The organism is Lysobacter sp. 2RAF19, assembly GCF_052115395.1.
In the GTDB taxonomy this organism is placed as follows: domain Bacteria; phylum Pseudomonadota; class Gammaproteobacteria; order Xanthomonadales; family Xanthomonadaceae; genus Noviluteimonas.
Genome location: NZ_JBFRGO010000002.1, coordinates 341078 through 355167, shown reverse-complemented (window position 1 = coordinate 355167; position 14090 = coordinate 341078). Strand labels below are relative to the sequence as shown.

Genomic DNA, 14090 nt, shown 5'->3' with positions numbered 1-14090 from the left:
TAGAATCCTCTCCAGTAATGTCGCACTGGCGTCCCTGACTGGGGCGCAGAACAGCCGCTGGGGGCACGGAAACCGCATGACACCGCAACACCCGACGATCGGCGCACTCCTCCGCGGGCTGCGCACCCGAAACGATTGGACGCTGAAGGAAATGAGCCAGCGGTGCGGCATCCCGCTGTCGACGCTGTCGAAAGTCGAACACGACCGCCTCAGCCTCACCTACGACAAGCTGCTGCAGATCAGCCAGCGCTTGAACTTGCGCATGTCGGAATTGTTCGCCGAAGAAACCGCGGCGCCGGAACCGGCGGTCACCGCGCGCCGCAGCATCGGCCGCATCGACGACGCCGTGCGCGTCACCACGCCGAACTACGATTACTTCTATCTGTGCCCGGAATTGCGCCGCAAACGCATGATCCCGGTCCTCACGCGCGTGCGTGCGAAGAGCATCGCCGAGTTCGGCGAACTCGTGCGCCACCCTGGCGAGGAATACATCCACGTCATCGAAGGCCGCGCCGAAGTGCACACCGAGTTCTACGACCCGATCGTGCTCGAAGCCGGCGAATCGGTGTACATCGACTCGAACATGGGCCACGCGTACATCGCCGCCGAAGGCTGCGAGGAAGTGCTGCTGCTCGGCGTGTGCTCGAGCGCGGACGAGCACATGATGGAATCGATGATGCACATGCACGACGAGATGTCGGGGAAGCTCGTCTCGGTGAAGTGAGTCGCGGCGCCGTGGTGTGCGACTAGAATTTCTCGCCCACCGGGAAATAACGCCACGTCCCCACCGGCATCTTGCCCAGCGACACTTTGCCGATGCGGATGCGGCGAATCGCCACCACGTCCAGGCCCACCTGCTTGCACATGTCGCGCAGCTGCCCGGGTTCGGCGCCCTTGATCGCGAAACGCAGGCGGATCTCGTTCTGCCAACTCACCTTGCAGGGCGGCAACTCGCGTCGCTTGAAAAACAACCCGTGGTTCAGCCGTCGCAGACCCCACGGCGCGATCTCGCCGGACACCTCGACGATGTACTCGTGCTCGATGCTGTCCGCGTCTTCGGTGAGCCGACGCCAGATCCGGCCGTCCTGCGTGAACACCATCATGCCGCTGTCTTCGCGATCCAGCGGCACGAGCGGCGTGAGGCGGACGAAGTGGTCGTCGATCGAAGCGATGCCCGTCGTGTCTTCGGGCCAGCGCGCTTCGGGGGTGATCAAGGTGCGCGTGAGTTTGCGGCCCTCGATCGCGTCGAAGCCGACGGGCTTGTGCAGCACGATGGTGGTGGGGTCGGGGGCGGTCATGCGGGCAGTGTAGGCGCATGCCGCGAGGGCGACGGTGGTGGGCCCACCAGGACTCGAACCTGGAACCAAAGGATTATGAGTCCTCTGCTCTAACCATTGAGCTATAGGCCCGTCGCGGGCGCATTAAAGCAGAAACCCCGCTTTCGCGGGGCTTCGTGGATTTCGATGCCGCGTCGCTCAGCGCCCCAACATCAAACTCGCCGCCTCGCCCGCCGCGCGCAACCCCGACAACGCCGCGCCTTCCATGAAGCCTTGCCACTCGTAGAAGCTGCTGGTCTGGTCGCCGGCGAAGTAGATGTTGCCGATCGGCTTGGCTTCGTTGTGCGCGATGGTCGTGAAGTAGCCGGGGCGCGGTGCGGGGTAGGCACCGAGCGCATTCGGATCCAGCGACCAGTTGTGCATGGCGGCCTGCAGGTTGCCCCTCGCGTCGCGGCGGACGGCGGTGGCGGCGCCCGGGAGCACGCGTTCGAGGTCGCTCAGGAAGGCCTTCGCGTCGGACTGCATCGTTTCCTGGCGCAGCACGCGTGCGGCCGCGCCGCCGACGTGGTGCGTGAGCACCGCGCGCGTTGCGGCACCGTGCGTGGGGTTGGATTCCCAGGTGTTGCGCAGGCGCGGGAGATTGGCCGACACCGTGCCGTTCGCATTGTCGCGCGTGGCCCAGTACGGCTGGTTGAAGCCGAGCATCAACTTGCTCGCATCGCCCGTGCGCGATTGGTCGATCGCCAGGCGCTTGTACGCCGGCATCTCGACGCTCGAATCGAACGCCACCTTGCGCAGCACGCTGAAGGGCAGCGCGAGCACGACCGCATCGTGGTCGTAGTCGACGTAACGCCCCGCGACGGCGAAGGTCAGGCGCACCGCGCCACCGGCGGTCTTGCGCACCGCGGCCAGGCGATGGCCGAGCGCGACGGGCGTGGGCAGCTTCGCCGCCAGGCCCGTGGCGATCAAATCATTGCCGCCGGCGACGTGCAGGTGATCTTCGCGACCATCGTTGTACGCACCGAACTTGGTGCGGCGATCGCCGTGCACGAAGCGCAGGAACGCGATCGCGCTGAGCTCGCTCGGCTCGACGCCGAATTCGGCTTCGCACGCGGCCTGCATCATCGCGCGCAGCAGGTCGCCGGCGCCGTACAGGTCGAGGAAGTCCGACAGGCTCATCAGATCGAGCAGCGTCGCCGCTTCGATGTGATTGTCGGCGGTCGGCGATTTGATACGCGCGAGTTCGTCGCCGATGGCGCCGGTGAACGCGCGGTATTCGTCGACGACCTGCGATTCGGAATACGCGCGACCGGCGAAGTGGAATTTCTCCACGCCGGCGCGGGCGAAGGGTTCGAGCTGCAGGTTCAGCTGACGCGCATAGCCGAGCATCACGTGGTGCGAGGTGCCGATGAATTCGGCGCCGCGCTCGGCCACCTGGCCCGGGAAGAAACCGCGCAGGCTGAAGATGCGGCCGCCGACGCGCGTGCCCGCTTCGAACACACGCGCAGTGACGCCCAAGCGCGCGAGTTCGGTCGCGCACGCAAGGCCCGCGATGCCGGCGCCGATGACAGCCACGCCGCGGGTGTTGGTCGTTTTCGCGACGACCGTGCGCACCGCCTGCGTCGCCGCGGCCCACGCGCCCGGCGCCATCGCGCCGGCCGCCGCGATCGCCGCGCCCGCGGTCGCTCCCTGGAAGAGGCGGCGACGATCTTCGTTCTGCACGCCTTCCTGGCCGATCGCTTCGTCGGCGCTTTCGCCGGTGCGCTCGCAACGCTCCGCGAGGCGGGCGATTCGCAGCAGTTCACTCATCGTGCGGCTACGGCTCATGTCGGTTCCCCGCTCAGTAGGACTTCTGGAAGATCAGCTGCAAGGCGTTGTCGCGATCGCCCGACGAACTGAAGACGCCGCGATATTCGACGCGGATGGAGTAAGCGCCGTCGACCACGAAGTTGGCGCCCAGGCCGAGCATCCAGCGCGAACGATCGAAGCCCGCCACGTCGGCGCCGTACACCGGACCGGAGATCAGGTCGGCGTAGCGCATCGTCGTGAAGCCGTCGGCCTTGAAGTCGTGCTGGTATTCGGCGCGGAACGTCGGCGTGAACACACCCCAATCCGTGTCGTGCTTCATCTCCACGCGCAGGCCGACGTTGCCGGTCGTCGCATCGACGTTCTGTTCGCCGTAGGCCAGCGAATACACCGCGTCGCCCTGCTCGGTGTACGCATCGAGCGTGGCGCGCGAAACGTCCAGGCGCGCGTACGGGGTGTATTGCACGTTGCCCTGCACGATGTCCGCGCCGCTGGAGAGCGAACCGAACCACTGCGTGCCATCGCGCGCACCGGTCACCGATCCGCCGTTGATGGTGAGATAGCGGCGCAGGTCGAAGCGCATGTCCTGGTAACCGACCAGGCCGTCGAGGAAGAACGTCTCGCCCGGGTGGTAGCTGGCGTAGGCGACGACGGAGAAGGATTCGCCATCGACCTGGCTGTTGCGCTCGCCCACGTCGCTCTGGTCGCGGCCGTAGCCCACGCCCGCGCCGAACACGAAGGACTTCGACAAGCGCCAGTCGGCACCGACGCTGAGACCGTCGGTTTCGAAATCGGCACCGGCCGCGCCATTGCGCGCATCGGTCGAACCCGAACGGATCGCACCGCCGATCCATGCGCCCCACGCGCCGTCGCCCGTGGTGGCGGGCAGCGTGCTGTCGGGCGCATCAGCAAGCGAGGCGCCGTTTTGCATCGCCGATTGCGGCGTGCACAGGTCCTGCTTCGGGCCGCGGAGCGCTTCGGGGCAACGCATGCGTGCGTTGATGCTCACGCTGTTGGTCAGGCCGCGTGCGCCGGCGCCGTGCAGGCTTTCCAGGCGTTGCTGGAAGTTGTTGATCTGCGCGTTGGCGAAGCGTTGCGTGGCTTGCGCCTGCGCATCGAGCAGGCCGCGCACTTCGGCATCGCGCGTGGGATCCGGACGCGCGATGACGGCGAAGGCGTAGGCCTGCGTGGCGGTGAAGCCGAGCGCATCGGTCGCGGTGACGGTGAAGCTGTAGTTGCCATCCGTCGTCGGCGTGCCCGAGAGCGCGCCGCCCGTCGTGAGCGTGAGCCCGTCGGGCAATGCACCCGCGGTGACGGCGAAGGTGTACGGCGCCGAGCCACCGGTCGCGGTCAAGGTCTGCGCGTAGGCCTGGTTTTGCGTGCCCACGGTCAGCGTCGTCGGCGTGATGGTGATCGTCGGCGCGGAGATCGCCAGCGTGTACGCGTGCGATGCAGTCGCGGCCGTACCGGTCGTGCTGTCGACGACATCGACGGTGAAGGTGAAGCTGCCGGCGACCGTCGGCGTGCCCGAGAGCGCGCCCGTCGAAGCATTCAACGCCAGGCCCGCCGGAAGTGCGCCGGCCGTGATCGCGTAGGTGTACGGCGCGATGCCGCCGGTGGTCGCGAAGGTCTGCGCGTACGCAACGCCCGCGGTGCCCGCCGCCAGCGTCGCCGGCGTGAGCGCCAGCGTCGGCGATGCGATCACCAGCGTGTACGCGTTGGTGACCGTGGCCGCGGTGCCGCCCGTGCTGTCAGCGACGGCGACCGAAACGTTGAACGTACCGGCCTGCGTCGGCGTGCCGCTGAACGTGCGCGTCGCCGAATCGAACGCGATGCCCGCCGGCAGCGCGCCGGTGAGCGTCGCCGTGTACGGCGCGATGCCGCCGGAGATCGTCAGCACCTGCGTGTACGCGGTGCCCGCGGTCCCGCCGGCGAGCGTGGCGGGCGTCAGCGCGATGGTCGGCACCGCGACGTTCAAGGTGTAAGCGTGCGTGGCGACCTGGTTATTCGCATCGCTCGCCTGCACGGTGAAGTTGAACGTGCCCGATGCGGTCGGCGTGCCGGCGAGTGCGCCGGCCGGCGACAGCGTCACGCCCGCGGGCAGCGCGCCCGCGGTGATCGCGAAGGTGTACGGCGCGACTGCACCGCTGGCCGAGAGCGCTTGCGAATACGCGGCGCCCGCCGTCGCATTCGGCACGGTCGCCGGCGTGACGGCGATCGTCGGCGCACCGACGTTGATCGTGTAAGCCTGCGCGATCGTGAACGGCGCGCCCGCGCCCGTCGCACCGGTGTCGGTCGCGGTGATGGTCACGTTGTACGTGCCCGGCACCGTCGGCGTGCCCGAGAGCGTGTTGCCCGAGAAGGTCACGCCTGCCGGCAAGGTGCCGGTCTGCGCGTAGGTGTAAGGGCCGACGCCGCCGCTGGCGGTGAAGGCCTGCGAGAACGCGGCCGCATACGGCGCATTGAACGTCGTCGCACCCGGTGCAAGCGCGATCGTCGGCACCGCGACATCCAGCGAGAACGCCTGCGTCGTGGTGAACGGACCGGTGCCCGTGCTGCTGTCGGTGGCCGACACCGAGAGCGCGAACGTACCGGCCTGCGTCGGCGTGCCCGCGATGGTCACGCTGTTCGCGGTGGTGCCGGTGACCGACACGCCGGCCGGCAGGTTCGTCACCTGGTAACCGGAGTACGGCGCGGCGCCGCCGCTGAAGGTGAAGGTCTGCGTGTAAGCCGCGGCGACCATTGCATTGAAGCCCGCGGTCGCGGCGATCGCGATGGTGGGATCGGCGACCGTGACCGAGACCGTCGCCGGCGCGGACGTGCCGCCGCTGTTGGTCGCGGTGTAGGTGAAGCTGTCGGTGCCTGCGAAGCCGGCGTTGGGCTGGTAAGTGATGGTCACGCCGCTGGCGTTGACGACGCCGTTCGTCGCGCCGGTCGCGACCGTGACATTCGTCGGCGCACCACCGGTGATGTCGAGCGTCACGGCGGCGGCGGCGGAACCGTAGGCCGCGGCATGCGTGCTCGCATTCGCGACGGGCGTGAGGTCGGTGATGCCGATCGTGTAGTTGCGCGCCGTCGACGCGAACGGACCGGTACCCGTGCTGCTGTCGGTCGCGACGATGGCGAAGTTGAAGGTGCCCATCGCGGTCGGCGTGCCGGTGATCGCGCCGGTGGATGCGTTGAGCGCAAGACCACCCGGCAACGCGCCGCTGGACACGGCGTAGGAATAGGGCGCGGTGCCGCCCGATGCCGCATTGAGCGAAGCACTGTAGGCCTGCGACAACGTGCCACCCGGCAGGGTCGTCGCGGGCAGCGTGATCGTCGCTGCGCTGACGGTCAGCGTGTAGGCCCGGCTCGCGGTGAACGGGCCCGGCGACGGGCTGCTGTCGGTCGCGGTGACGGTGAAGTTGAACGCGCCGCCGGCGGTCGGCGTGCCGGAGAGCGTGCCGGACGTCGACAGCGTCAGGCCGGCGGGCAACGCGCCCGCGGTGACTGCGTACGAATACGGTGCGGCGCCGCCCGTGGCGGAAATCGATTGGCTGTAGGCCGTGGCAACCGTGGCGTTCGGCACCGTCGCGGTCGTGATGCTGACCGGCACGTCGTCGTTGAGGATCGTGACCTGCGCGCTGGCGTCGGCGATGGTCGCGTTCGTCGCACCGGACAGGTTGACGCTGAAGGTTTCGTCGGCCTCGGGCGAGATGTCGCCCACGATGCCCACGGAAAGCGTGCGCACGGTCGCGCCGGCCGGGAAGGTGACCGTGCCCGAACCGGCCACGTAATCGCCGGGCGCTGCGGCCGTGCCATCGGCCGTCGCGTAATTCACGGTGACCGCCTGGCCGCTGGCTGCGCTCAGGCGCACCGTGACGGGGTTGGCCGCGGTCGCGACGTTGCCTTCGTTGGCCGACAGATCGTCGATCGAGAGCGTCGGCGCCGCATCGTTGTCGGTGATCTGGCCCTGGCCCTGCGCGTCGGCGACGGTCGCGCCGGTCACGTTGGCGACGTTGACGAAGTAATTCTCCGACGCCTCGTTCAGTGCGTCGTCGTTGATCGCGACGGTGAAGGTGTAGGTGCTGCTGCCTGCCGCAATGGTCTGGCTGACCAGGCTGTTTGCCGTGTAGTCCGCGCCCGCGGTGGCGCTACCATTCGCGGTCGCGATGTCGAACGTCACGCCGCCGGCCAACGCAGGCGCGCTGAGCGACACGGTGAAGGTCGCCGTGCCCGCGCCCTCGGAGACGGAGACATCGTTGATCGTCAGCGTCGGCAGATCGTCGTTGGCGATGATGCCGGTGGCGCCGATCGGCAGCGCCGTGGTGTAGCCGGCGCCCGGGTTGAGCACGACCACGACGGTTTCATCCGGCTCGGGCGTCGCATCGGCGGTGGGATCCACGATCACCGTGCCGCTCGTCGCACCGGCGGGGATGACCAGCGGGCCGACGACGTTCGCGAAGTCCGTGCCCGCCGTCGCCGAGCCTGCACCGAAGGCCCAGTTGATCGAGGTGCTGGTGAGTGCGGGCTGGCTGAGCGTGAAGGTGTAGACGAGGTTCGTGGCGCCGTCCTCGGACACCGATGCCGGCGAGACGGTGACCGACACCGCAGGCAAGTCGTCGTTGAGGATCGTGCCGGTCGCCGCGGCGGGCGCGCCGACGGTGTAACCGGCACCGCTGGCGACGGTGACGATCGCGGTTTCGTTGGCTTCGACGGTGCCATCGTCGGTCGGATCGATCGTCAGCGTGACCGAGCTGCTGCCATTGGGAATGACGACCGTGGCGGTGTTGCCGGTGTAGTCGGTGCCTGCCGTCGCGGTGCCGCCGTAGGTCAGGTTCACCGTGAGCGCGCCGCTGGTGATCGCGCCGCGGCTGATCGTGTAGACCAGGTTGGTCGCGCCGTCTTCGCTGACGCTGGCCGGCGAAACGCTGATCGACACGGTCGGCAGCGTGGTCACGGCGATGGTCAGGGTTTCGAGTTCGAAATACGTGCCCGGGCCGGCGCTAGCATCGGTGACGCGCAGCGTGACGGTGTAATTGCCGGAGGCGACGCTGGTCGTGCCGCTCAGCAGGCCGGCGGTCGAGAGCGTCAGGCCCGCAGGCAAGGAACCGGTTTCGACGGTGAAGATATAAGGCGCGATGCCACCGGTGGCGGTGAGCGTCTGCGAGGTGGCGATGTTCTGCGGAACGGTGATCGTCGAAGTACCGAGTGCGAGGCTCGGATTGCCGACGGTGCCGGTGTAACCCTTCTCGGAGGATTCGACGCCATCGCTCGAAACCGCGCCGAAGCTGTAGGGGCCGCGCTGCGTCGGTACACCACTGAGCGTGCCGTTCGCCGCGAGGCTCAGGCCCGCCGGCAATGCGCCGCTGCCGACCGAATAGGTATAGGGCCCGCCATTGCCGCCGGTGGACGAAAGGGTCTGCGAGAACGCGGCGCCGACGACCATCGCGTTGAGCGAGGCCGGGGACACGACGATGGTGGACGTGGCCGCGGTGATGGTCACGTTGACCTGCACCAGCGCGCCGTCGTTGTCTTCCAGGCGGAAAACATCGGAGGTGGCCGTGTCGCCGTTGTGGGCGTAGGTGACGAACTGCACGCCGGCGTTGTTCGCCTCGATCGTCACGGTGCCGTGGCTCGCGCCGAAGCCGGCGAGCGGTTCGCTCATGCCGCCGTCGAAGGGACCGTCGCAATCGCTCACGTCGATCTGCACCGACGCGCCCTGGGCGACGGCGTCGTCGATCGTCGGGCAGTAGAGGGAATTCTGCGCGAACGCCAGGGAGGGAAAGAGCGCGCCGAAGCACAGCAAAATCGAAAAAAGAAACGCAAAACGACGGACGTCGCACGCGCGACGCGTGATCGGAAGCTGCATTCGGATTGTCCCCTGATTCCCTGGATCCGTCGCACGGCCCCATCCCCGGGGCGACGCGCGCGGCTACAAAAGCGTTGGCGATTGAAACACGCCGCGGTGACAAGGGTAAAGCGTGACGGCTTCAGCTACCGAAAGGAGACATTCGTTCCAGATACTTGCCGACACGAACGGATGCCTGCACAGTGTCGCGTCGCGACGGCCGGGGGAAACGGTGTCGTCGCGGGGTTCCGTCGCCACGTCGACGCAGGGGAAAACAACGCGATGTCCGAGTTCTACCTTGGCCAGGTCATGCTGGTCGGTTTCGGCTTTGCGCCGAAATATTGGGCGCAGTGCAACGGCCAGCTGATGTCGATCCAGCAGAACGCCGCCTTGTTCTCGCTGCTCGGCACTTATTACGGCGGCAACGGCGTCCAGACCTTTGCATTGCCGGACCTGCGCGGTCGCACGCCGGTCGGCGCGGGCAGTTCGGTCGACCCGGGCTGGCAGTCGTACATGGAACAGGGCCAGGTGGGCGGCGCCGAAAACGTCACGCTCAACAACGCGCAGGTGCCCTCGCACGCGCACCAGGCCAGGGCGTCCACCGGCGCGGGCAACAACCGGCTGCCGAGTGCGCGCGTCTTCGCGCAGAGCACCAACACCGCCGGCGCGGCCGTGCCCTTGTATGCGCCCGCGGGCGGCACGACGGTGCAGTTGAATCCGGCCACCGTCGCGCAGGCGGGCCAGAACCAGCCGCACCCGAACATGCAGCCGTACACGGCGCTGAATTTCTGCATCGCCCTCTCGGGCGTCTATCCCTCGCGCAGCTGACGCCGCCGGAGACCGCGAACATGGAACCTTATATCGGCGAAATTCGCCTGTTTCCGTACAACTTCGCGCCGCGCGGATGGATGGACTGCGCGGGGCAACTGTTGTCGATCGCGGATTACGAGGTGCTCTACGTGCTCCTCGGCACCACGTACGGCGGCGACGGCGTCACGACCTTCGGCTTGCCCGACCTGCGCGGCCGTGCGCCGATCCATGTCGGACAAGGCCCGGGCCTGAGCAATCGCATTCTCGGCGAACGCGCGGGCACCGAAACGGTGACGCTCACCACCGCGCAGATGCCTGCGCACACGCACCCGGTCTACGCGACGACGGCCGCGGCGACATCGACGACGCCCGGACCGGGCCTGCTGCCCGCCGCGGTGAGCGGCGATACGTTCTACGTCAACGGGCTCGCGGGCAACAACGCCGCGGCGATGTCGCCGGCGTCGACCACGCCTGCAGGCTCGAACCAGCCGCACGACAACACGATGCCGACCCTGACCGCGCGCTGGTGCATCGCGTGGGAAGGCATCTTCCCGAGCCAGAATTGATCCGGAGCCTGACGTGACTGAACCCTTCCTCGGCGAGATCCAGATCTTCGGATTCAATTTCAATCCGAACGGCTGGGCGTTCTGCAACGGCGCGACGATGGCGATCCAGCAGAACACCGCCCTGTTCTCGCTGCTCGGCACCACCTACGGCGGCAACGGGATGACGACCTACCAGTTGCCGAACTTCACCGGACGCGCGGCCGCCGGCCAGGGCCAGGGCGCCGGGTTGTCGCCGCGCCAGATCGGCGAGACCTTCGGCAGCGCGAGCGTCGCGCTGTTGCAGACCGAAGTCCCCACGCACACGCATGCGTTCAACGCGTACTCGCAGACCGCGCCGGGCAGCGGCACGGGCACGCCGGTCGCCAACGGCGGGCTGTCGTTTCTCGCGGCCAGCACGACCTCGCGCACGTTCAACGCATCGCCCGATACGACCTTGGCGCCGGGCATGCTCGGCCCCTTCTCCGGCGGTTCGCAGCCGCACGAAAACAGCCAGCCCTACCTCGCGATGAACTTCTGCATCGCGTTGCAAGGCATCTTCCCCGCGCGCGACTGATGACCGCGGCATTGCGCGCACTCGGCGTTCGCCTTCGTGCGCTCACCGAGGACGACACGGCCTGGCAGCACACGCTGTTCGCGCAATCGCGGCCGGAACTGACGTGGGTGCCCTTGCCCGCCCTCGCGCGTGAGCATTTGATCGCGCAGCAGTACGGGCTGCAGCGCAACCATTTCATCGCGCACCATGCGTGCGCGGACTTCCTCGCGATCGAACATGAAAGCGAGGGCGCGATCGGCCGCTGGATCCTCGATCGCTCCTACGACGCGGGCGAATGGCGCATCGTGGACATCGCACTGCAGGCGCACTGGCGCGGCCGTGGCATCGGCGGCGCGTTGTTGCGCGAGTGCCAGCAGCAGGCAGCCGCCGACGGTTGCGCGGTCACGCTGCATGTGTCGCACCAGAATCGCAACGCGCGGCGCCTCTACGAAAAGCTGGGGTTTTCGGTGGCCGGCGACACCGGGACGCACGCGCTGATGCGCTGGTCGGCGTCGCTCAGTTAAAGACGGCCTGGTACAGGAACCCGCCCCGCTCCTGCGCGATGGGCACGATGAAGATGCCCAGCTCACCCATCTTGTCGTGGCGCATCGGATAGATCTGCTGCGGGAACACGATGGGCGAGGTGTTGCGGAACAACAGCGAGAACGGTGCGCGCATCGCGCCCGGCGTGCGTTGCGGCAGCGCGCGCGCTTCGACGAGTTCGAACGGCACTTCCATCCCGTCGTAAGACGCGGAGAAGGTGGTGTTCACGTGCGGCGCGAAGTGTTCGAGGCGGAGCAGGTCCATGCGCGCATGTTAAAGCAGAAGCCCCGCTTTCGCGGGGCTTCGGGTGTTGCGGTCAATCGATGTCGAGGAAGCTGCGGAGCTGTTCGCTCCGGCTGGGATGGCGCAGCTTGCGCAACGCCTTGGCTTCGATCTGGCGGATGCGCTCGCGCGTGACATCGAACTGCTTGCCGACCTCTTCCAGCGTGTGGTCGGTATTCATGTCGATGCCGAAGCGCATGCGCAACACCTTGGCTTCCCGCGGCGTCAGGCCCGCGAGCACGTCGCGCACCGTTTCGGACAGGTTGATGTTGGTGGTGCTTTCGATCGGGGACTCCACGTTGGTGTCCTCGATGAAGTCGCCCAGGTGCGAATCCTCGTCGTCGCCGATCGGCGTCTCCATGGAGATCGGTTCCTTCGCGATCTTCATGACCTTGCGGATCTTGTCCTCGGGCATGTCCATCTCTTTCGCCAACTCTTCCGGCGTGGCCTCGCGGCCGAACTGCTGGAGCATCTGGCGGGAGATGCGATTGAGCTTGTTGATCGTCTCGATCATGTGCACCGGGATGCGGATGGTGCGCGCCTGGTCGGCGATCGAACGCGTGATGGCCTGGCGGATCCACCAGGTGGCATACGTGGAGAACTTGTAGCCGCGGCGGTATTCGAACTTGTCGACCGCCTTCATCAGGCCGATGTTGCCTTCCTGGATGAGGTCGAGGAACTGCAGGCCGCGGTTGGTGTACTTCTTGGCGATGGAGATCACCAGGCGCAGGTTGGCCTCGACCATCTCCTTCTTGGCCTTGCGGGCCTTCGCCTCGCCGTAGGCCATCGCGCGCGAGATTTCCTTGATGTCGGGCAGTTGCAGGTACAGCGCCTGCTCCACCGCGATGGTGGCTTCCTGCTCGGCGACGATCTGTTCCTTGACGTCGCGCAGGCCCGACGACCACTTCTGCTTGCGCTTGAGGACGTCGTCCACCCAACCCAGGTTGGTCTGGTTGCCTTCCCAGGCGCGCAGGAAATCCTTGCGCGGCATGCGCGCCACGCGCGTGGCCAGGTCGAGGATGCGGCGCTCGTGGTCCTTGATCTCGCCCACCACGTCGCGCAGCTTGCGGACCAGCGTATCGGTCAGCGGCAGCGGCAGCTTGAGCGTCATGAAGATTTCGGCCATCTCCTCGCGGAGCTTGGCGACCGGCTTCGCGGTCGGGCCGTTCTTCTGGTAGGACTTCTGGAACTTCTGGTAGAGGGCGCCCATCGCTTCCATGCGGCGCAGGACTTCGGCCGGATCCGGACCGGTCGGGCCCGTTTCCTCGGCGGCTTCCTCGCCTTCGGCGACTTCTTCTTCCTCGACTTCGGCGGCGTTCTCGTCGACTTCGGCGGGCACCGGGATTTCGGCGACCGGCTCCTCGATGTCGTTGAAGCCCGCGACGATTTCCGCAAGGCGCTTCTTGCCGGCCTTGTGCAGGTCGTATTCCTCCAGCAGCAGCTGGATCGACCACGGGAAACTCGCCAGTGCCGAGAGCATCTGGTTGAGGCCTTCCTCGATGCGCTTGGCGATGGCGATTTCGCCTTCGCGCGTCAGCAGTTCGACCGTGCCCATCTCGCGCATGTACATGCGGACGGGGTCGGTCGTGCGGCCGCCTTCGGAGTCCAGCGCGGTCAGCGCGGCCGCGGCTTCTTCGGCCGCGGTGTCGTCGACTTCGCGACCGCCGCCGGACGAGCCGGCGAGGAGGAGGGTTTCGGCGTCGGGTGCAACTTCGTGCACTTCGATGCCCATGCCGTTGATCATGCCGATGATGTCTTCGATCTGTTCGGGATCGACGACGTCGTCGGGCAGGTGATCGTTGACTTCGGCGTAGGTCAGGTATCCCTGTTCCAGGCCCTTGCTGATCAGCTGCTTGATGTCGGACTGGGGGGCCTGGCGTTCGGTTGCCATGTGGTGCGCCACCGTTTATGAGGGTCTGAGGGAACCCGGCATTATACCCGCCGGGGGTGATGATCAGGGTCGGAGAAGGAAGGTGACCGGCCCGTCATTGACGAGACGAACGATCATATGGGCCCTGAACCGGCCTGTTTCCACCCTTCCCGCATGCCGCTGCCGGCAAGCTTCGACAAGTTTGTTGAAGCCGGGTTCAGCGACTTCCGGCGGCGCGGCGGTGCTGAAGCTGGGGCGCATGCCCGATTGCGTGTCCGCGGCCAGGGTGAACTGGCTGACGAGCAGCAGCCCGCCTCCCGTGTCCTTCAGCCCGAGGTTCATCTTGCCTTGCGCGTCTTCGAAAACACGGTATCCGAGGAGGCGTTCGGCCATCCGCGCGATCTGCGCGTCGGTATCCCCAGGTTCCATGCCGACGAAGGCGAGCAGGCCGGCGTCGATGGCCCCGACGATGGCGCCGTCGACCTCCACGCTGGCTTGAGTGACGCGCTGGATCAGGGCGAGCATGGCGTTGCGATCGTGGCCGGGTACGCCAAGCTAGCAGACCGCGCCC

11 protein-coding genes and 1 tRNA gene are annotated in these 14090 nt (G+C 67.3%); 5 read left to right on the top strand and 7 right to left on the bottom strand.

Translation table 11 applies throughout. From position 1 onward, the window contains the following. Nucleotides 1-76: 76 nt before the first annotated feature. Complete coding sequence (locus AB4059_RS08465) at nt 77-724, top strand: helix-turn-helix domain-containing protein (RefSeq protein ID WP_498978468.1); 648 nt, start codon at nt 77-79, stop codon at nt 722-724. A gap of 22 nt (nt 725-746) precedes the next feature. On the opposite strand, the gene AB4059_RS08460 is transcribed toward AB4059_RS08465, so the two are convergent. From AB4059_RS08460 to AB4059_RS08445, 4 genes are all read right to left on the bottom strand, one after another. Further along, nucleotides 747-1298 carry an RNA-binding protein gene (locus tag AB4059_RS08460; RefSeq protein WP_498978466.1) on the bottom strand — a complete coding sequence of 184 codons (552 nt, stop codon included), beginning with the start codon at nt 1296-1298 and terminating at the stop codon, nt 747-749. Nucleotides 1299-1333: 35 nt separating this feature from the next. Further along, nucleotides 1334-1409: transfer RNA gene (locus AB4059_RS08455), tRNA-Ile, on the bottom strand. A gap of 66 nt (nt 1410-1475) precedes the next feature. Continuing rightward, a complete protein-coding gene (locus AB4059_RS08450) occupies nt 1476-3104 on the bottom strand; it encodes a flavin monoamine oxidase family protein (RefSeq protein WP_498978464.1) in 1629 nt (542 codons plus the stop codon). A gap of 13 nt (nt 3105-3117) precedes the next feature. After that, nucleotides 3118-8937 carry a putative Ig domain-containing protein gene (locus AB4059_RS08445; RefSeq protein ID WP_498978462.1) on the bottom strand — a complete coding sequence of 1940 codons (5820 nt, stop codon included), beginning with the start codon at nt 8935-8937 and terminating at the stop codon, nt 3118-3120. A gap of 261 nt (nt 8938-9198) precedes the next feature. On the opposite strand from AB4059_RS08445, the gene AB4059_RS08440 reads away from it, so the two are divergent. From AB4059_RS08440 to AB4059_RS08425, 4 genes are read left to right on the top strand one after another with little or no spacing between them, the layout of a single operon-like run. Continuing rightward, nucleotides 9199-9744, top strand: coding sequence for a phage tail protein (locus tag AB4059_RS08440; protein WP_498978460.1), 546 nt, complete (start codon nt 9199-9201; stop codon nt 9742-9744). 20 nt (nt 9745-9764) lie between these two features. After that, nucleotides 9765-10292, top strand: coding sequence for a phage tail protein (locus AB4059_RS08435; protein ID WP_498978458.1), 528 nt, complete (start codon nt 9765-9767; stop codon nt 10290-10292). A gap of 13 nt (nt 10293-10305) precedes the next feature. Further along, nucleotides 10306-10845 (top strand): phage tail protein, encoded by a 540-nt coding sequence (locus tag AB4059_RS08430; protein ID WP_498978456.1) that lies wholly within the window; start codon nt 10306-10308, stop codon nt 10843-10845. Then, nucleotides 10845-11348 carry a GNAT family N-acetyltransferase gene (locus AB4059_RS08425; protein ID WP_498978454.1) on the top strand — a complete coding sequence of 168 codons (504 nt, stop codon included), beginning with the start codon at nt 10845-10847 and terminating at the stop codon, nt 11346-11348. The genes AB4059_RS08430 and AB4059_RS08425 overlap by 1 nt, the downstream gene beginning before the upstream one ends. Here AB4059_RS08425 and AB4059_RS08420 read toward each other — a convergent pair. The 3 genes from AB4059_RS08420 to dtd form a co-directional block, all read right to left on the bottom strand. Beyond that, nucleotides 11341-11631 (bottom strand): DUF6916 family protein, encoded by a 291-nt coding sequence (locus AB4059_RS08420; RefSeq protein WP_498978452.1) that lies wholly within the window; start codon nt 11629-11631, stop codon nt 11341-11343. The two genes, AB4059_RS08425 and AB4059_RS08420, sit on opposite strands and share 8 nt — an antisense overlap. A gap of 52 nt (nt 11632-11683) precedes the next feature. After that, complete coding sequence (rpoD, locus tag AB4059_RS08415; RefSeq protein WP_498978450.1) at nt 11684-13540, bottom strand: RNA polymerase sigma factor RpoD; 1857 nt, start codon at nt 13538-13540, stop codon at nt 11684-11686. Nucleotides 13541-13603: 63 nt separating this feature from the next. Beyond that, entirely contained in the window at nt 13604-14044 is a 441-nt protein-coding gene (gene dtd / locus AB4059_RS08410; protein WP_498978448.1) for a D-aminoacyl-tRNA deacylase, read from the bottom strand. Nucleotides 14045-14090 lie beyond the last annotated feature (46 nt).

Excerpts from the sequence above, each read along its gene's own strand:
- AB4059_RS08440 (WP_498978460.1), top strand. The coding sequence starts at position 9,199 with ATGTCCGAGTTCTACCTTGGCCAGGTCATGCTGGTCGGTTTCGGCTTT.
- AB4059_RS08425 (WP_498978454.1), top strand. The coding sequence starts at position 10,845 with ATGACCGCGGCATTGCGCGCACTCGGCGTTCGCCTTCGTGCGCTCACC.
- AB4059_RS08420 (WP_498978452.1), bottom strand. The coding sequence starts at position 11,631 with ATGGACCTGCTCCGCCTCGAACACTTCGCGCCGCACGTGAACACCACC.
- AB4059_RS08460 (WP_498978466.1), bottom strand. The coding sequence starts at position 1,298 with ATGACCGCCCCCGACCCCACCACCATCGTGCTGCACAAGCCCGTCGGC.
- rpoD (WP_498978450.1), bottom strand. The coding sequence starts at position 13,540 with ATGGCAACCGAACGCCAGGCCCCCCAGTCCGACATCAAGCAGCTGATC.
- AB4059_RS08445 (WP_498978462.1), bottom strand. The coding sequence starts at position 8,937 with ATGCAGCTTCCGATCACGCGTCGCGCGTGCGACGTCCGTCGTTTTGCG.
- dtd (WP_498978448.1), bottom strand. The coding sequence starts at position 14,044 with ATGCTCGCCCTGATCCAGCGCGTCACTCAAGCCAGCGTGGAGGTCGAC.
- AB4059_RS08450 (WP_498978464.1), bottom strand. The coding sequence starts at position 3,104 with ATGAGCCGTAGCCGCACGATGAGTGAACTGCTGCGAATCGCCCGCCTC.
- AB4059_RS08465 (WP_498978468.1), top strand. The coding sequence starts at position 77 with ATGACACCGCAACACCCGACGATCGGCGCACTCCTCCGCGGGCTGCGC.
- AB4059_RS08435 (WP_498978458.1), top strand. The coding sequence starts at position 9,765 with ATGGAACCTTATATCGGCGAAATTCGCCTGTTTCCGTACAACTTCGCG.